The following is a 16,742-nucleotide window of genomic DNA, read 5'->3' on the forward strand; positions in this document are numbered from 1 at the left end:
CGGAGCACCCCGGATGGAACAACGTCCTTAGGACCTACAACTAGTGGTGTCGTCCAGGTCCCCGCTGTCGAAGACAATTCGCGTGACGCCCGCCCGCGCACAGGTCGCGGTGCCCTCCCCGTCGGGATCCGAACACCCACCGCCAAGCGTGGTGACCGGCCCGGCCTCGTCGCTGACGATCAGGTTCCCGCCCGGCGCCACATCGACATTGACGCGGTTGGCCTCACCCGCCGCCGCGGTGATCCGCAGCGTCGAGCCGTCAACGCCGGCATCCCACGCCAGGGCGCTGGCCGGCGCCAGCAACGCGACGCTGGTCGTGGCGAGCACGATCGCAACCGACCGTGGCCGCGAACCCCTGGCAAAGCTCCTGATGACCATAAGCGGGACGCTGGCATCGGCCAAACGTATCCGTGTACGGCGACAACCGCAACCAACGAAGCGGACGGACGTCCGAGGCCATGAACGGGACCGCCACGTGCCGCCCACCTCGCCCGACCCGCCCGCCTTGCCCACTCGCCCGCCTCGCGTCTACGGTCGCCGGCGTCGTAGCCAAGAAGCGCCCCGGACAGCGATAGCGGTCGCCGTCCGGGGCTGCACAGGAGAAGCGAGGTCTCCCATGCCTGATGGGCGTAGCCCGTCGGATCGTTCGCGCGTGTCGACCGATCAGGTCGAGCGGGCGGTGCTGCTGCGCCTGCTGGACTGCCTGCCGATCCACCTGACCATCGAGGAGGTCGTGCGGGAGGTCGCCGATGCCTCGGACGAGTTCGGGCCACGAGACGAGGCGACGAACGCGATCGGTGCGCTCGTCCGGGCCGGGCTGGCGTATCGCCACGGCGCCTTCGTCGTGCCGTCTCGCGCGGCGACGCGGTTCGCGACGATCACAGAGGTGTAGTGCGGCGGCTCGACGGGCGACCTGGCTAGGCTGCACACGATACTGTGTTCTGTGGTGGTCGATCGTAGGCGTCGACGGGGCGTGGCTGCCTTCGTAGCTTCTGTTGGCGCTCGCCGGGCTGCCGGTCAGCGCCGCTCGCTCCGGGGCGGCGGAGACGTCAGCCGGGATCCGGGCCTGGACGGATCGGGCCGTGGCGGCCTCGCTCAGTTCGGTGGATGAGGAGGGTCGTCCGCGGGACTCGATCGGTGGCTGGCCGGTCGACTCCTACGGCGCCGTCGCCCTGGGCTACGCCGGCATGCGCGCAGCGGTGCGGTCCGGTGATCGGGAGCTGCTCGAGCGGTCGATCGGGGCGGTCATGGTGTCGGTGCGCCATCGCCACGCCACGCCGTTTGACCCTTGGTTGGCGTCGAAGGCGCTGGTGTGGGGCCAGCAGCACATCGCCGACGATCCGTCGTGGCGGGCGGTGCGCTGGCCGATCACCAGCTACCTCGCCAACCCGTTCTGGCGCAACCAGACGCCGTACGTCTTCCTCAACACCATGAAATCCGCCGAGCACGCCAGGATGGACGCCGCCCACGAACTGAGCCACCTCGTGATGCACTTCTGGAGCACCGCGGGCAACCCGGATTCCGACGATGCCGACGCACAACGCCGCGAAGACGCGCGCCAGGCAGAGGACGACGCCAAGCGCTTCGCCTCGGCGTTCCTCATGCCCGAGCGAAGCGTGCTCGCCAGCGCCCCGAGGTTCCCCTCGGTATCAGCGATCGTTGAGGCCAAGCGACGCTGGAACGTATCCGCGGTGGCGCTGGCCTACCGCATGCGAACCGTGGGACTCCTCAGCGAATGGCACGCCCGCACGCTGATGATCGAGATGTCGAAGCTCGGCTACCGCACCAACGAGCCGAACAAGATCCCACGCGAAACCTCGCAACTCCTCGCCAAGGTCCTGGGCGCGCTTCGTCAACAGGGCGTGGCCACCGTCGATATCTCGCGAAACCTCAACACACCGGTAGAGGAACTGAACCACATCATGTTCGGGCTCGTCCTCACCCGAGTGCCCGGTGGCGGCCACAGTTCCGGTCCCGACGAAGGACCCAAGCTCTCAGTGGTACCCGACTGATCGCGACCGGACGGCGCACGAAGGCGCTACTCAATCCCCGTCAGCAGTTCGCTCGCAGGGATCCCGAGCCCGCGCGCCCTGGTCCTGCTCGACCAGTCCACCAGCTACGCGACGATGACCCCGACCCAACGACGACTCGCAAACCAGGGCACGTTCGATCACATCCTGGTGATCCAGCCCGACCCCGACGACACGCACATCGAGTGCCAACCGCGGCTCTCCACGACGACCAGAGCCTCCTCGTCAGGGCTGCCCGCGAAGCCGCCCAGGCCCGGCGAAACGCGCCCGGACGGCCCCTGAACGGCACGACGGCCCGGCCCGGACGGCCGCGTGGGACGTCCCCTACAACTGGCTAGGAGCATTGAACCCCGACCCTGAAATTCAGGACCGGGGCTCGAATAGCGTTCCAACGACGGAGAGAGGGGGATTCGAACCCCCGAACGAGTTTCCCCGTTACACGATTTCCAGTCGTGCCCGTTCAACCGCTCCGGCACCTCTCCTGGAGAACGACGAGGGTACCGAGCGCGCGCGTACGACGACGTTCGCCCCCGCCGAGCGCTCAGCGGCGGTGGATCGTCATCGGGATCCCGTGCAGCGGCCGGATCGTCACCGTCGGATCGAGCACGATCCGCGATCCGGGTACGAAGTCGAAGCGGAAGCGCTGGGCGATCATCGCCGCCAGGATCGTCGCGTTCATCATCGCGAAGCCCTGCCCGACGCAGATCCGGCGGCCGCCGCCGAACGGCAGGTAGGAGAAGCGGGAGCGCTGCTTGGGGGCGTCGCCGAGCCAGCGCCGCGGGTCGAAGCCGGCCGGGTTCTCCCAGACCTTCGGGTCGCGGTGGGTCGACCAGATCGAGACCAGGATCAGCGTCCCCGCCGGGATCCGGTAGCCGCCGAGCAGGTCGTCCCGGAGCGCCACGCGCTGGACGTGCCAGACCGGCGGGTAGATCCGCATCGCCTCCTGGAAGCAGGCGGTCGTCCACGGCAGCCGCTCGGCGTCCTCGGCGGTCGGGACGTCGCTGCCGAGGGTCTCGTCGACCTCCTGCTCCATCCGCTCGCGCGCGACCGGGTTCTGGGACAGCAGGTAGTACATCCACGCCAGGCCGTGGGCGGTCGTCTCGTGGCCCGCGGCGACGAAGGTCATCAGCTCGTCGCGGACCTGCTCGCGGCTCATCGGCTCGCCCGACTGCTCGTCGCGGGCCTCCATCAGCAGCTTCAGCAGGTCGTCGCGGTCGCCGTGGCCGTGGGTCAGCCGCTCGTCGATCAGGGCGTCGACGGTCGACAGCAGGACCGCGGCCGAGTCCATCCCGCTGGCCCAGCGGCGCGGGTGGCCGAGCCGGGCCGCGCGCTGGATGCCGACGCCGGGCGCGTACTGCCCGATCGCGACCGTCGCCGAGCGGCCGACGGCGCCGGCCTGGTGGAGGGCGTTGCCGAGCGCCTGGCCGAACGGCTCGGCGTGGCCGGTGAAGTCGGTCCCGACCAGCGCCCGGCCGACGGTGTCGAGGCCGATGTGGAGGATCTGCGACGCGACCTCGACCCCGGCGCCGTCCGGCAGGTCGCGCTCCCAGTCGTCGAGCGCGCTGCCGGCCGCGGCGGCCATGTGGTCGGCGAACGGCACCAGGTGGCGCTTGGCGAACATCGGCTGCACGAGCTTGCGCTGGCGCTGCCAGAGCTCGCCGCCGCTGGTCACCAGGCCCTTGCCGAGGACCGGCTCCAGCAGCTCGTACTGGTTGGACTTGCCGTAGAGGTCCTGGTTCGCGACGAGCACGTGGCGGACCGCCTCGGGGCCGCGGACCACGGCGACCTTCTGCCGCGGGGTGTGGAACATCGCCACGTCGCCGTAGCGGTGGGCCATCAGGTCGAGGAACTCCAGCGGCCCCTCCTGCTCCTGCAGCCGCAGCAGCCAGCGGCCGATCGCGCGCCCCCGCGGTCCGGGCGGCAGCGGAGCGGCGGTCGGGTCGGCCGGCGGGACGGCGGTGGCGGTCGGGGCGGTGGCGGTCGCGGCGGGCGGGGTCATCGGCGTCTCCTTGGTGCGCTCCGGGGCGCGGCGCCGAGGCCGCGGCCGGAAGGGAGCGAGCGGGAACGAACCGTTCGGTCCGCTCTTTCCTACGGGACCGTAGCATGGTTCGTACCGCTCGGTACGCATAGTTCGCCGGGCGGGCCTCGCGCAGCGGTGACCGGCGGCCACCGTCGGTCGCGGCGGCTCTAGGCTGGGGGCGTGACCGATCGCGCCCCCGACACGGAGCGCCCCGGCGCCGCTGCGCCGGGGTCGCCCGCCGAGCCGCCCCGGGCCGCCCCGCCGGCGCGGCCGGCGCTGTCGCGGACGTCGCCGCCGCCGACCCGCAAGGGCCTGCGGCAGTCGGACGCGATCCTCGACGCCGCCCTGCGCTCCGTCGCCCACCACGGGTACGCCGCGACGTCGGTCGGCCGGGTCGCCAAGGAGGCCGGCGTCACGAAGCGGATGGTCCTCTACTACTTCGCCACCCGAACGCACCTGATCGACCTGATGGTGCGCCGGATCGGCGAGCGGCTGGTCGCCCAGGTGCGCGAGGCGATCGAGCAGCAGGACGACCCGGTCGCGGCGCTCGGGGCCGGCGTCTCCGGGCTCTGGGACGGCTTCACCTCCGACCGGGTGCTGATCGCGGCCTACTTCGGCGTCGTCTCCGAGGCTGCCCTCGACGAGCGCCTGCGGCCCGCGGCGACCGCCGTGATCGACGACTTCAAGGCGCTGGTGCCGGCCTGGCTGGACCGGGTGCCGGGCACGCGCGAGCGGCTGCTGGTCGACGAGGAGACGCTGTCGGTGCTGGTCGTCGCGGGCGTCCGCGGCCTGCTGCTGGAGTTCCTCGAGCGCGGCGACGGCCCGTCCCTGCAGCGCGCGATCGCCGCCTTCCAGCGGGGCCTGGCGGCGATGCTGGCACCGGCCGGGTCCGACCGGGCCGGCTGACGGTCAGCGGCGGTCCCAGGCGTCGCGCGCCCGGTCGGAGAGGCGCTTCAGCCGCCGCGCCGTGGTGGTGTTCTGGGCGATCGCGGCGACCCGCGACCCGACCGGCTGCAGGTGCTGGTCGGCCTCGGCGGCGGGGAACGTGGCGGTCACCGCGCGCTCCTGGATCCGGGCGACCTCGGGCGCGTCGATGAACCGCTTGCCGTCGGCGGTGTCGATCACGATCCCGTCGAAGAGGTGCTCGCGGACGATCTCGTCGACCCGGCGGACCGTCCCGATCTCGACGCCGTCGGCCGAGCGGACCACGGTGCCGCGTCGCAGCACCTTGAAGCCGATCACGTCGCCGTCGTCGTCCATGGCGCCAGGATAGGGACCGCGACGGCGCGCTGGCACGGCGTCGGCGGACGAACGAGACGGCGACGTGCCCCGGCCGGCGCCGGTCGCCGCGGTCGCCGCTCAGCCCTGCCAGGCGCCCTGCACCAGCACCGGCGTCTCGCTGCCGTCGGCCGCGACGCCGATCGCGGACACGTCCGGCGAGCCGACCATGAAGTCGACGTGGATCGCCGAGCGGTTGGCCCGCTCGTGGTCGGCCTCGTCGGCCAGGCACATCAGGTACGCCGAGCCGAGCGCCAGGTGGCTGGCGGCGTTCTCGTCCAGCAGCGTCTCGTGGAAGACGGTCCCGGTCCGGCCGACCCGGCCGTCGCCGTCGACCAGCGCCAGCTCGCCCAGCCGACGGGCGCCGGCGTCGCGCTCGATCCAGCCGCGCAGGACGTCCGCCCCGGTCGTCGCGTCGACCCGGACGACCTCGCCGCCGGCGAACTCGACCTCGATCCCGTCGACGGTGGTCCCGCCGAGGGTCAGCGGCTTGGTGGCGCGGACCACGCCGTCGACTCGGGCCGGATCGGGGGTGGTGAAGACCTCCTCGGTCGGCACGTTCGCCTGGTGGGCGATCCCGCCGATCGTGTCCATCCCGGCGGCGATGAACCGCGACGACGGCAGCAGCCCGACGGTCAGGTCGGTGCCGGGGCCCTGCAGCCGGATCGCGTCGAAGCCGTGGGCGTTGAGCCGGGCCGCGCTGGCCTGCAGCTCGACCGCCCGCGCGCGCCAGGCCTCCACCGGGTCGTCCTCGTCGAGCCGGCAGACCGTGCGGATGTCCTGCTCGAGCAGCCGCAGCGCCTCGCCGGCGTCGAGCCCGGGACGCACGTGCTGGGCCCAGCCGGCGTTCGGCGCCGGGACGACCGTCCAGTTCAGCTCGCGGCGGTTGATGACCTCGGCGGTCTGGCGCAGCGCGGGCAGCTGGTCGCGACCGATCCGGGCGGGGTCGATGTCCGCGTAGGCCCCCGGGCGCACCTGGCCGACGAGCGAGATGTTCGCCGCGCGCGCCGCCCCCAGCGCCTCGACCCGCGCGCCGAGCCACGGCGGGACGAAGTCCAGGTCGTCCTCGGCCGACAGCTCCAGCCGCGCGCGCTTGATCAGCGGGTCGAACCAGTTGACGTCGACGTACTTCGCGCCCGCGCGGTAGGCCTCGGCGGCGATCGCCCGCACCAGCGGCTCGTGGCCGCCGACCTGGCCGTTGACGGCGAGCACCTGCCCCGGCTGGAGGTTGGCGCCGACGCGGACCGCGAGGGCGGCCAGGCGGGCGAGCAGGTCGGGGTCGGGGGTCACGGCATCGCGCTCGGTCATCGCCGCGCACGCTAGTGGAGTCGGGCCGCGACGACGCGGTCAGGGCGAGACGACGTCCTTGGCGTCCCACGCCCGCGGCGCGACCCGGGCCGGGCGGGGGGTGCCGGCGGGCGGGTGCCCGGTGACGTCGCCCCAGGCGGCGGCGAGCCGCTCGACGCCGAGCCGCAGCTCCTCCTCGCCGGCCCAGGCGGCCAGGCGGACGTGGTCGCCGAACGCGTCGCCGACCGCGCAGGCGTTGCCGGGAACGACGCTCACGCCGCGACGGCGGGCGAGCGCCAGCAGCTGCTCGGCGGCCTCCTCCGGCAGCCGCGCCCACAGCGACCCGCCGCCTCGCGGCGGGTGGACCTGCCAGTCCGGCAGGTGCTCGGCCAGCAGCTCGCGCAGCAACGTCATCCGCTGCCCGAGCGCGACCCGCCGCTCGGCGACGACCTCGGCCGCCCGCGGCATCGCCCAGGCGACGGCCAGCTGGGTGACGACGTCGGTCCCGAACGAGTCGGCGGCCTGCAGGCGGGCGATCCGGTCGGCCAGGTGGGGGTCGTGGACCCGGATCCAGCCGACGCGCAGCCCGCCCCACAGCTCCTTGCTCATCGATCCGACCTGCAGCACGCGGCCGGGCGGCGCCAGCTCCAGCAGCGACGGCGGGGGCGGGGCGTACGAGAGCTGGGTCAGCGTCGAGTCCTCCAGCAGCAGCGCGTCGTGCTCCTCGGCGACGGCCACCAGCCGGCGGCGCCGGGTCAGCGAGATCACGTCGCCGGTCGGGTTGTGGACGTCGGGCACGACGTAGACCAGCGGCGTCGGCCGGGCGGCGAGGACGGCGGCGAGCGCCTCGGGGCGCGGGCCGTCGATGTCGCGGGGGACCGGGACGAGCGTGCCGCCGGCGCGCTGGAAGGCCTCGATCGCGCCCGGGTAGGCCGGCGTCTCGATCGCCACCGGCGCGTGCTGGGCCAGGTACAGGCGGGCGACCAGCGAGACCGCCGACTGGGCGCCGGCGGTGACGACGATCTGCTCGGGCTCGGTCGGGACGCCGGCCCGGGTGTAGCGGTCGGCGATCGCGCGCCGGGCGACCATCACGCCGCCGGCGTGGTAGCCGTGGTCGCGCATGCCCCGCAGCTGCTCGGCGGCCCAGCCGATCCCCTCGATCAGGACCTCGGGGATGTCGCGCGGGGCGCCGATCGCCAGGTCGATCGGGTCGTCGGAGTCGCGCCGCTCGGCGTCGGGCTGGCCCGGTCGAGCGGCCCCCCGATAGAGCGACCAGAGCCCGTGGCGGCGGTCGGCGGCGGTCATCGGGGCGACCACCGCCCGGACCCAGGTGCCGCTGCCGCGACGGCGCTCGACCAGCTCGCGCTCCTCCAGCAGGGCGTAGGCCGAGACCACGGTCCCGCGGCTGACGCCGAGCCGGCCGGCCAGCTCGCGCTCCGACGGCAGCCGCAGCCCGCCGGCCGCCTCGCCGTCGTGGATCCGCGCGCCGATCGCGTCGGCCAGCGCGACGTACTTCGGGATCCCGGGGCCGCTCGCGACGCCGCCGTCGGCGTCGGTGGGCGCGGCCGGCTCCCACTGGCCGAGCATCGCCAGCAGGCGGGTCACGGGGATGAACGATCGATGCTCCACGGTCGTTGAAGGATCGCGGTTCGACTGGTCCACCGCCAGGTCCGGTCGGCGGGTGGTGGACCGGTTGCCTCGCCGTTGGACCGCTCGCGGTGGCCCGGACCGGCCCGGGGCGCGCGACGGCGGGGCCGCCGCGCCGCGCCCGAGCGCCGCCTAGCCCTCGACCGCCTGGCCGTTCGCCGTCAGCGTCGTCGGCACGTTGCCGCGGGTGGCCACCGAGTACGGGCAGACCTGGTGGGCGGCGTGGACCAGCTCGACGGCGCGGGCGTCGTCGACGCCGGGAAGGGTGACGGCCAGCGTCGCAGCCAGGCCGAGGCCGGACGAGGTCTTGCCCAGCTGGACGGTGGCGTCGATCGAGACCTGCGAGACGTCGGTGTCGCCGGCGACGGCGCCGATCGCGCCCTCGAAGCAGGCCGCCCAGCCGACCGCGAACAGCTGCTCGGGGTTGGTGCCCGGGCCGTCGTCGCCCCCGAGCCCGGCGGGCTTCGAGAGCGACACCTCGAGCCGGCCGTCGTCGGTCCTGCCCTGCCCCGCGCGGCCGCCGGTGACGGTGGCGTGGGCGTCGTAGACGGGCTTGAAGGTCGCCATGCGGTTCTCCTGTTCGCGAATCGGCCGCGGCGTCCGCGGCCATCGGTCGTCCTGTCGCCGACCCTAGCGCCGGCGACCCCGCCGATCGCGAGCGGCGGCGATCCGGGCGCGTCGCCGCGGGCCACCGGGCGACTAGGCTCCCTGCCGTGGAGCCGGATCCCTACTCGCCCGCCGATCGTCCCGCGGCGACCCCCGCGTCGACGGCGGTCGAGGACTACCTGAAGGCGGTCTTCGCGCTCGAGACCCGCCTGGAGGGCCCCGTCCCGACGACGGCGCTGGCCGAGCGGCTCGGGATCACGCCCGGGTCGGTCTCGGCGATGCTGCGGCGGCTGGCGGAGCTGGGCCTGCTCGCCCACGAGCCCTACCGCGGGGTCCAGCTGACCGAGGAGGGCCGGCGGGTCGCGCTGCGGACCCTGCGCAACCACCGGCTGCTGGAGCTGTTCCTGGTCGAGGTCCTCGACGTCCCCTGGGACCGCGTCCACGACGAGGCCGAGCGGCTGGAGCACGCGATCAGCGACGAGCTGGCCGAGCGGATCGCGGCCAAGCTCGGGCACCCCGCCTTCGACCCCCACGGCGACCCGATCCCGGACGAGCAGCTGGAGCTGGCCGAGCAGGCGACCAGCAGCCTGATCGACGTCGAGGTCGGCGACCGGGTGCGGTTCGTGCGGGTCTCCGACAGCGACCCGTCGATGCTGCGGCACCTGGCGTCGCGCGGGATCACCCCCGGCGTCACGCTGACCCTGACCGACCGGCAGCCGTTCGGCGGCCCGCTGACGGTCCGGCTCGGCGAGGACGCGCACCCGCTCGGCCCGCAGCTGGCGGCGGCGATGCGGGTGACGCGCTGAATGCGCCCCCCGCGCGAGGCGGTCGTCCGCTGGGAGGTCGCGCTGCTGGCCGGCGTGGTCCTGCTCGGCCTGCTGCTGCGGATCTGGAACGTCGACCAGAACCTGCCGCTGGTCTACAACATCGACGAGAGCGCCCGCTTCGTCCCCGACGCGGCGAGCTACTTCGACACCCGCCTCGGCTTCCGCGAGCTGGTCAACCCGCCGGGGATGATGGGCCTGCTGGCGCTCGTCGACCAGGTCTGGTTCCGGCCCCAGGGGCTCTCGCCGAGCGAGGGCCTGGCCCAGCACCCGACCCAGGCCTACCTGCTCGGACGGCTGGTCGTGGTGGCGCTCAGCACGGCGGCGATCCCCGTCCTCTACCTGGCCGGGCGCCAGCTGCTCGGCCGGATCGCGGCGATGGTCGCCGCCGGCCTGCTGGCGGTCGCCTTCCTGCCGGTCGCCTACTCGCGGCTGGCGCTCAGCGACGGGCCGACCGTGCTCTTCCTGGCGCTCGGGATCCTCGGCGCGGCCTGGATCCTGCGCGACGGCGGTCGCCGCGGCTTCGTCACCGTCGGCCTGGCGGTCGGCCTGGCCGCGGGCTTCAAGTACAACGCCGGGATCGTGCTGCTGGTCGGCCTGGCGGCGGCGGCCCTGAGGATCCCGTCCGACGGGCGCGGACCGGTGCTGCGCGCCTCGCTGCTGATGGGCGCGGTCGCGCTGGTCTCGTTCCTGATCGCCGACCCCTACGTGCTGATCGACCCGCACGAGATGTGGCGGGCGATCGAGTACCAGCAGCGGTGGGCGTCGGGCGGCCGCTACGTCGGCGAGCCGATGACGAACGGCTTCGCGTTCTACGCCTGGGCGGCGAGCTGGGGGATCGGCTGGCTGCCGCTGCTGGCGGCGGTCGCCGGGGCCGCGCTGCTGATCCGGCGGCGCTGGCAGGTCGCGGTCCTGCTGCTGCCGATGGTCGCGCTCTACCTGCTGGTGATGGGCGGCCAGGACCGCTTCTTCGCCCGCTGGCTGCTGCCGATCGTGCCGGTGATGTGCCTGACCGCCGGCTTCGCGGTCCAGGAGGCCGTCGGGCTGCTGCGCGGCCGCGCGACCGACGGGCCGCGGGCCGGCTGGCGACGCCCGGCGGCGCTGGCGGCGGCCGCGGCGCTGGCGCTGGCGCTCGCCGGTCAGTCGCTGGTCCACAGCGCCCACAGCGTCGCGATCGCCGGCCGCGCCGACACCCGCACGGTCCTGCGCGAGTGGATGCTCGACCACGTCCCGGCTCGCGACGGCGTGGTGCTGGAGTCGATGTCGCCGCTGCGCTGGATGCCGACCTTCGACGGCCGCCACGAGTGGTGGAGCCTGACCCGCTGGTCGATCTACCACTCGATCCCGGCCGTCCAGCGCCGCGACCGCAAGCGCTACCCGCGGCAGACGCGGACCAAGGCCGGCTTCTCCTCCTGGGTCCAGATCCTCTACCCGAAGCTGATCGACGAGTTCGAGCGCTACGGCTACTGCTGGGTGGTGACGTCGAGCTACCAGGCGGGCCGCGCGGCGCGGACGCCGGGGCTGGTGCCGCAGGCGGTCCGCTACTACCGCGAGCTGGCGCGGCGGGGGACGCTGGTCTGGCAGGTCAACCCGTTCTCCACCGACAACCCGAGCGGCCGGCCGTACGGGCCCCTGAGCGCGCCGGTCCGGTACCAGATCGACCGTCAGGCGACGAGCTACGAGCTGGACTACGAGCGCTCCGGGCCGATGGTCTCGGTCTACCGCCTGCGCGGCGGGCGCTGCGCCGATCCCGGCCCGGTGGTTCCGGACGCACCCGTCGACTAGGGTCCGCGCATGTCGCTGCGTCGCGCCTTCGGCCCCTTCTTCGTCGTCGCCGGGATCATGCACTTCGTGACGCCGCGGACCTACGAGGCGATCATGCCCGACTACCTGCCGGCGCACCGCGAGCTGGTCTACGCCAGCGGGGTCGCCGAGATCGTCGGCGGCGCGGCGACGCTGCACCCGAGGACCCGGCGCTTCGGCAGCCGCTTCTCGATCGCGACGCTGCTCGGCGTGCTGCCGGCGAACATCCACATGGCGACCCACCCCGAGCGCTACGAGTTCGTCCCCGGTGGTCGCCGCTCGCTGCTGGCGCGGCTGCCGTTCCAGCTCGTCTTCATCGCCTGGGCGCACGCCTCGCGCCGCGACTGACCGCTACCACGTATCGACGTTCGGCCGGCGCTTGCCGTCCGCGGGCGGGATCGGCGCGGCCGCGATCGTGGCCGCGATCCAGCGGCGGGTGTCGATCGGGTCGATCACGTCGTCGAGCTCGAACATCGAGGCGGCGTTGAGCCCCTTGCCGTGCTCGTAGGCCAACTCGACCATCCGGTCGAACAGCGCCGCCCGCTCGGTCTCGTCCGCGACCGCCTCCAGCTCCTTGCGGAAGCCCAGGCGGACGGCGCCCTCGAGCCCCATCGCGCCGATCTCGGCGGTCGGCCAGCCGACGGTCGCGAGCGGCGCCTGGAGGCTGCCGCCGGTCATCGCCATCGCGCCGAGCCCGTAGGCCTTGCGCAGGACGATCGCGCACAGCGGCACGCCCAGGTTGGCGCCGACGACGAACAGCCGGCTGACGTGGCGGACGCTGCCGGTCCGCTCGCTCTCGGGCCCGACCATGAAGCCGGGCGTGTCGACGAGCGACAGGACGGGCAGGCCGTGGGCGTCGCAGAGCTGCAGGAACCGCGCCGCCTTGTCGGACGCGTCGCTGTCGATCGCGCCGCCGAGATGCCGCGGGTCGTTCGCGATCAGGCCGAGCGGGCGACCCTCGATCCGGACCAGCGCGGTCACGATGCCGCGGCCGAACGCCGGACGCAGCTCCAGCACGGCGTCCTCGTCCGCGAGCGCGTCGATCACCGTCCGCACGTCGTAGGCGCGGGTCCGACGCTCGGGGATCGCGTGCCGCAGCCGCCGCTGGTCCGGCGCCCGCCAGGCGGCCACCGGGCCCTGGAAGAACGACAGGTAGCGGCGGGCGACGTCGATCGCCTCGGCCTCGTTGGCGACCGCGACGTCGACCACGCCGTTCGGCACCTGGACGTCGATCGGCCCGATCGCGTCGGCGGCGTGGACGCCCAGGCCGCCGCCCTCGATCATCGCCGGGCCGCCCATCCCGATCGAGCTGTCCTCGGTCGCGATCACCACGTCGCAGCAGCCGAGCAGGGCGGCGTTGCCGGCGAAGCAGCGTCCCGAGACGACGCCGACCAGCGGGACCAGGCCCGAGAGCCGGGCGAAGAGCCGGAAGGCCGGGACGTCGAGGCCGGCGATCGTCGGCACGTCGACGTCGCCCGGGCGCCCGCCGCCGCCCTCGGCCAGCAGCACCACCGGCAGCCGCTGGCGGGCCGCCAGCTCGAAGATCCGGTCCTTCTTGCGGTGGTTGACGGCGCCCTGGGTGCCGGCCAGGACCGTCGCGTCGTAGGCCAGCACGGCGGCCCGCGATTGCTCGCGCCCGACCAGCGGGCCGTTGATCTCGGCGACCCCGCAGACGAGCCCGTCGGCGGGCGTGCGCTCGATCAGCTCCTCGACCGGCCGCCGGCTGCGCTGGGCCGCGATCGCCAGCGCGCCGTACTCGACGAAGCTGCCGTCGTCGCAGAGGTCGTCGAGGTTCTCGCGGGCGGTCCGCTGGCCGCGGGCGTGGCGCTTGGCGACCGCGTCGGGGCGGGCCGCGTCGAGGCCGATCGCGTGGCGCCGGTGGACCTCGGCCAGGTCGGCCCGGACCGCGTCGAGGTCGGTCGGACCGCTGCTCGCGGCGACCGCCGCCTGCTCCTCGGCGCGCCGGACGACGACCAGCGGCTGGTCGGCGACGACGCCCGCGCCGACGGCGGCCGACAGCGACTCGACGACCCCGTCGGCCGGTGCCACGACCTCGAACTCGGTCTTCATCGACTCGACCACGACCAGCTCCTGGCCGGTCCGGACCCGGTCGCCGACGGCCACGTCGACGCGGATCACCGTGCCGGTCACCGGCGCCGTCACCTGCTCGGATCGTCCTGCGCTCACGCCTGCTCCCTCGCTCCGGGCCGGTGCGACCGGCCGCTCCCGGCGGACCCTACCGGGGGTCGGGCGGCGGGTCGCCGGGAGCCGGACGGGCGGTGGACGGGCGGCGTCCGCGGGGACGCCGGTCGGCTGCGGGGAGCCGCGGCGGGCGGCCCGGGCGCGTCGGGACGGCGCTCAGCCCGTGCGCGCTGCGGTCGGCGGCACGACCGCGGTCGCCGGCCCGGCGACCGGCGGCGGACCGAAGAACGCGCGCAGGGCCGGGAAGAGGGCGTCGGGGTCGACATACGGCGGGTCGGCCGACGTCGGGTCGGTCGCGGCGGCCGGGCCGGCCGCCGCCCCGACGAGGGCGGAGCGGTCGGGCACGGCGGCCGCGAGGTCGGGGCGGGGCAGGTGGTGCAGGCACATCGGGCGGGGCCTCCAGCGTCGTCGGGGGACGGTGGAGCGACGCTAGATCGTCGCCGGATCGCTGTCTTCTCGAATCCTGCTCGATCGTCGCGGCGGCTGGCGGGCGCAGCGGCCAGAAACGGCGAATCGCCCGGCGTGGCGGGCGATTCGCGTCCTTCAGGCGGAGGGGGAGGGATTCGAACCCTCGGTACGGCATGACCGCACAACGGTTTTCGAGACCGCCCCATTCAACCGCTCTGGCACCCCTCCGGGACCGCGCTGAGCGGAACCGGGAGGGTAGCGCGTCCTCGCCGCGAACGGCGCGTCGCGGGTCCCGGCGGCCTTCGCGCAGGGCGTGGCGCGGGGCCGTCCGGGCGGCCGCCCGGCGGCTCCGGTCTTGACCGGGACAGATCGATCGGTAGTGTTCGTTCGTACGTACGAACGACTCCGTCCTCCGGCGGATGTCCGCCGCCGACGACCGCGACCGGGAAGCCGCCATGACGACCACGACCACCTCGCCCGCCACGGCCGGCCTCGCCGCGCAGGCCGCGCAGCTCGCCGCCGGCGAGACCACCTCGCGGGCCCTCGTCGACGCCGCGCTGCAGCGGATCGCCGAGACCCAGCCGACCATCAACGCCTTCCGGGTCGTGCTCGCCGAGTCCGCCCGCGCCGAGGCCGACGAGGCCGACCGGCGGCTGGCGGCGGGGGAGCGGCTGCCGCTGCTCGGGGTCCCGGTGGCGGTCAAGGACGACACCGACATCGCGGGCGAGGAGACGCGCTTCGGCGTCGCCGGACCGGTCCCGCCGGCGACGGCCGACGCCGAGCTGGTGGTGCGCCTGCGGGCCGCCGGGGCGATCATCGTCGGCAAGACCACGACGCCCGAGATCGGCCAGTGGCCGATCACCGTCGGGGAGGGCTTCGGGATCACCCGCAACCCGTGGAACCTGGCCTACACGCCGGGCGGCTCGTCGGGCGGATCGGCGGCGGCGGTCGCCGCCGGCCTGGTCCCCGCGGCGGTCGGCTCCGACGGCGCCGGCTCGGTCCGGATCCCGGCGGCCTGGACCGGCCTGGTCGGGATCAAGCCCCAGCGCGGACGGATCTCGACCTGGCCCGACGCCGAGGCGTTCCACGGCCTGACCTGCAACGGCCCGTTGGCGCGGACGGTCGGGGACGCGGCGCTGCTGCTCGACGTCCTGACCGGGAACCACCCGGACGAGCTGCACCGTCCGCTGGCCCCGGACGAGCCCTACGCCGTCGCCGCCACCCGCGATCCGGGCCGGCTGCGGATCGGCCTGGCGCTCAACCCGCCGTGGGTCGCGACTCACCGCCGGCTCGACCCCGAGGTCCGGCGCGAGGTCGTGCGGCTGGCCGACGTCCTGCGGGGGCTCGGCCACGAGGTCGTCGAGCGGACCGTCCCCTACGGCCCGGTCGGCGTGATCTTCATGCCGCGCTCGATGAACGGGGTCCGCCAGTGGGTCGGCCGCTTCCCGAAGGGCACCGCGATCGACCACCGCACGCGCGAGAACGCCCGCACCGGCTGGGTCCTCGGCGGGCCGGCGCTGGCCCTCTCGCGGGCGCTCGACGGCGCCTACCGCCGCTGGATCGGCCGCAGCTTCCGCGACTGCGACGTGATCCTCGCGCCGACGACGGCGAACCCGCCGCTGGCGGTCGAGGCGATCGACGGGCTGACCAACTTCCAGACCGACCAGGTGGTCGCCGGCGCCTGCCCCTACAGCTACCCGTGGAACGTGCTCGGCTGGCCCGGCGTCAACGTGCCCGCGGGCTTCACCGGCGCCGGCCTGCCGATCGGCGCGACCCTGCTCGGCCCCGAGAACGGCGAGGCGCGGCTGATCTCGCTCGCCGCCCAGCTGGAGTCGGTCGAGCGCTGGCACGAGCGGTGGCCCGCGTGAGCGACGCCCCGGCGGAGGCGGCGTCCCCGCGCGAGCGGGTCCTGCGGGCGGCGCTGCGGCTGATCGGCACCGAGGGCCTGGGCGCGGTCAGCCACCGCCAGGTCGCGCGCGACGCCGAGGTCTCGCTCGGCACGCTGACCTACCACTTCCGCGACCGCGACGAGCTGCTGCGCGAGAGCCTGCGGCTGCTGGTGGGCGAGGAGGTCGCGCGGCTGGAGGCGATCGGGGCCGGCCTCCGAACGGGCGAGCTGGGGCTGGCCGACCTCGACCAGCTCGTCGGCACCGCGATGGCCGGCGTCGTCGACGTGTCCCTGACCGTCGCCCAGTTCGAGCTGTACCTGCACGCGACCCGCGACCCGCGGCTGCGCGACGCCGTCGCCGAGTGCCGGGCGGCCTACGACGGCCTGGCGCGCGAGGCGCTGGTGCTGCTCGGCGTCCCCGATCCGGACGAGGTCGCCCCGCTGGTCGTCAGCACCGTCGACGGCCTGGCGCTGCGCCGGCTCGTGACCGGCGAGGACGTGACCGCCGCCACCACCCGCGCGCTGCTGCTGCTGGCGGCGGGAGCGCGGGCGCTGGCCGGCTGAGCGGCGGTCGGCGGGACCACGCGCAGGCACGCGCGGCGGCCCGACCCGTCCGGGACGGCCCGTGAGTCAGGCGGCGAACGCCAGCGCGACGACCAGCGTCGTCGCCTGGGCGAGCGCGGCGACGGCTCCGCAGGTGTCGCCGGTCAGGCCGCCGAAGGCGCGTCCCGCGCCGGCCGCCAGGAGCC

General features: G+C 74.7%; 15 protein-coding genes, 2 tRNA genes and 1 pseudogene. 8 read left to right on the forward strand and 10 right to left on the reverse strand.

Translation table 11 applies throughout. The features are described 5' to 3' along the window. Positions 1–27: 27 nt before the first annotated feature. On the reverse strand, positions 28–327 hold the full coding sequence (locus PAI11_RS14900) for a hypothetical protein (RefSeq protein WP_040600475.1): 300 nt from the start codon (positions 325–327) through the stop codon (positions 28–30). 325 nt (positions 328–652) lie between these two features. On the opposite strand from PAI11_RS14900, the gene PAI11_RS24540 reads away from it, so the two are divergent. Together PAI11_RS24540 and PAI11_RS24545 are read left to right on the forward strand one after the other, a co-directional pair. Next, complete coding sequence (locus tag PAI11_RS24540) at positions 653–892, forward strand: hypothetical protein (protein WP_007576305.1); 240 nt, start codon at positions 653–655, stop codon at positions 890–892. Positions 893–1,082: 190 nt separating this feature from the next. Then, a complete protein-coding gene (locus PAI11_RS24545) occupies positions 1,083–2,012 on the forward strand; it encodes an ImmA/IrrE family metallo-endopeptidase (protein WP_138974338.1) in 930 nt (309 codons plus the stop codon). Between the two features lie 413 nt (positions 2,013–2,425). Here PAI11_RS24545 and PAI11_RS14915 read toward each other — a convergent pair. Then, positions 2,426–2,512 (reverse strand) — tRNA-Ser (locus tag PAI11_RS14915). Positions 2,513–2,571: 59 nt separating this feature from the next. Continuing rightward, positions 2,572–4,029, reverse strand: a complete 1,458-nt coding sequence (locus PAI11_RS14920) for a cytochrome P450 (RefSeq protein ID WP_007576306.1) — start codon at positions 4,027–4,029, stop codon at positions 2,572–2,574. A gap of 201 nt (positions 4,030–4,230) precedes the next feature. Between PAI11_RS14920 and PAI11_RS24550 the strand changes: the two genes are divergently transcribed. After that, entirely contained in the window at positions 4,231–4,956 is a 726-nt protein-coding gene (locus PAI11_RS24550) for a TetR/AcrR family transcriptional regulator (protein WP_007576307.1), read from the forward strand. A 3-nt stretch (positions 4,957–4,959) separates the two neighbouring features. Here PAI11_RS24550 and PAI11_RS14930 read toward each other — a convergent pair whose 3' ends face one another. The 4 genes from PAI11_RS14930 to PAI11_RS14945 form a co-directional block, all read right to left on the reverse strand. After that, entirely contained in the window at positions 4,960–5,310 is a 351-nt protein-coding gene (locus PAI11_RS14930; protein WP_007576308.1) for a hypothetical protein, read from the reverse strand. Between the two features lie 99 nt (positions 5,311–5,409). Next, the gene (locus tag PAI11_RS14935) at positions 5,410–6,636 is read right to left on the reverse strand and encodes an aminopeptidase (RefSeq protein ID WP_007576309.1); all 1,227 of its coding nucleotides are present in this window, start codon (positions 6,634–6,636) and stop codon (positions 5,410–5,412) included. Between the two features lie 39 nt (positions 6,637–6,675). Beyond that, positions 6,676–8,244 (reverse strand): aminotransferase-like domain-containing protein, encoded by a 1,569-nt coding sequence (locus tag PAI11_RS14940; RefSeq protein WP_007576310.1) that lies wholly within the window; start codon positions 8,242–8,244, stop codon positions 6,676–6,678. Between the two features lie 150 nt (positions 8,245–8,394). After that, positions 8,395–8,829, reverse strand: coding sequence for an organic hydroperoxide resistance protein (locus tag PAI11_RS14945; RefSeq protein ID WP_007576311.1), 435 nt, complete (start codon positions 8,827–8,829; stop codon positions 8,395–8,397). Positions 8,830–8,975: 146 nt separating this feature from the next. On the opposite strand from PAI11_RS14945, the gene PAI11_RS14950 reads away from it, so the two are divergent. The 3 genes from PAI11_RS14950 to PAI11_RS14960 are packed head-to-tail and all read left to right on the forward strand — an operon-like array spanning position 8,976 to position 11,843. Next, positions 8,976–9,674 (forward strand): metal-dependent transcriptional regulator, encoded by a 699-nt coding sequence (locus PAI11_RS14950; RefSeq protein WP_007576312.1) that lies wholly within the window; start codon positions 8,976–8,978, stop codon positions 9,672–9,674. Then, positions 9,675–11,477 (forward strand): phospholipid carrier-dependent glycosyltransferase, encoded by a 1,803-nt coding sequence (locus PAI11_RS14955; protein WP_007576313.1) that lies wholly within the window; start codon positions 9,675–9,677, stop codon positions 11,475–11,477. A 9-nt stretch (positions 11,478–11,486) separates the two neighbouring features. Next, positions 11,487–11,843: a DoxX family protein gene (locus tag PAI11_RS14960; protein ID WP_007576314.1), complete on the forward strand. Its 357-nt coding sequence runs from the start codon at positions 11,487–11,489 to the stop codon at positions 11,841–11,843. Positions 11,844–11,846: 3 nt separating this feature from the next. Here PAI11_RS14960 and PAI11_RS14965 read toward each other — a convergent pair. The 3 genes and pseudogenes from PAI11_RS14965 to PAI11_RS14975 form a co-directional block, all read right to left on the reverse strand. Further along, positions 11,847–13,682 (reverse strand): annotated as a pseudogene (locus PAI11_RS14965) (carboxyl transferase domain-containing protein); the annotation flags it as partial. Between the two features lie 171 nt (positions 13,683–13,853). Continuing rightward, a complete protein-coding gene (locus tag PAI11_RS14970) occupies positions 13,854–14,084 on the reverse strand; it encodes a hypothetical protein (protein WP_040600477.1) in 231 nt (76 codons plus the stop codon). A gap of 161 nt (positions 14,085–14,245) precedes the next feature. After that, positions 14,246–14,333 (reverse strand) — tRNA-Ser (locus PAI11_RS14975). Between the two features lie 227 nt (positions 14,334–14,560). On the opposite strand from PAI11_RS14975, the gene PAI11_RS14980 reads away from it, so the two are divergent. Then, positions 14,561–15,973, forward strand: coding sequence for an amidase (locus PAI11_RS14980; protein ID WP_007576316.1), 1,413 nt, complete (start codon positions 14,561–14,563; stop codon positions 15,971–15,973). After that, positions 15,970–16,557 carry a TetR/AcrR family transcriptional regulator gene (locus PAI11_RS14985; RefSeq protein ID WP_040600487.1) on the forward strand — a complete coding sequence of 196 codons (588 nt, stop codon included), beginning with the start codon at positions 15,970–15,972 and terminating at the stop codon, positions 16,555–16,557. Before PAI11_RS14980 ends, PAI11_RS14985 begins: the two co-directional genes overlap by 4 nt. The last annotated feature ends 185 nt before the right edge of the window (positions 16,558–16,742 follow it).

The organism is Patulibacter medicamentivorans, assembly GCF_000240225.1.
In the GTDB taxonomy this organism is placed as follows: domain Bacteria; phylum Actinomycetota; class Thermoleophilia; order Solirubrobacterales; family Solirubrobacteraceae; genus Patulibacter; species Patulibacter medicamentivorans.

Coding starts and splice junctions, on each gene's coding strand:
- PAI11_RS14955 (WP_007576313.1), top strand. CDS start 9,675: ATGCGCCCCCCGCGCGAGGCGGTCGTCCGCTGGGAGGTCGCGCTGCTG.
- PAI11_RS14920 (WP_007576306.1), bottom strand. CDS start 4,029: ATGACCCCGCCCGCCGCGACCGCCACCGCCCCGACCGCCACCGCCGTC.
- PAI11_RS14960 (WP_007576314.1), top strand. CDS start 11,487: ATGTCGCTGCGTCGCGCCTTCGGCCCCTTCTTCGTCGTCGCCGGGATC.
- PAI11_RS14930 (WP_007576308.1), bottom strand. CDS start 5,310: ATGGACGACGACGGCGACGTGATCGGCTTCAAGGTGCTGCGACGCGGC.
- PAI11_RS14980 (WP_007576316.1), top strand. CDS start 14,561: ATGACGACCACGACCACCTCGCCCGCCACGGCCGGCCTCGCCGCGCAG.
- PAI11_RS14935 (WP_007576309.1), bottom strand. CDS start 6,636: ATGACCGAGCGCGATGCCGTGACCCCCGACCCCGACCTGCTCGCCCGC.
- PAI11_RS14945 (WP_007576311.1), bottom strand. CDS start 8,829: ATGGCGACCTTCAAGCCCGTCTACGACGCCCACGCCACCGTCACCGGC.
- PAI11_RS14970 (WP_040600477.1), bottom strand. CDS start 14,084: ATGTGCCTGCACCACCTGCCCCGCCCCGACCTCGCGGCCGCCGTGCCC.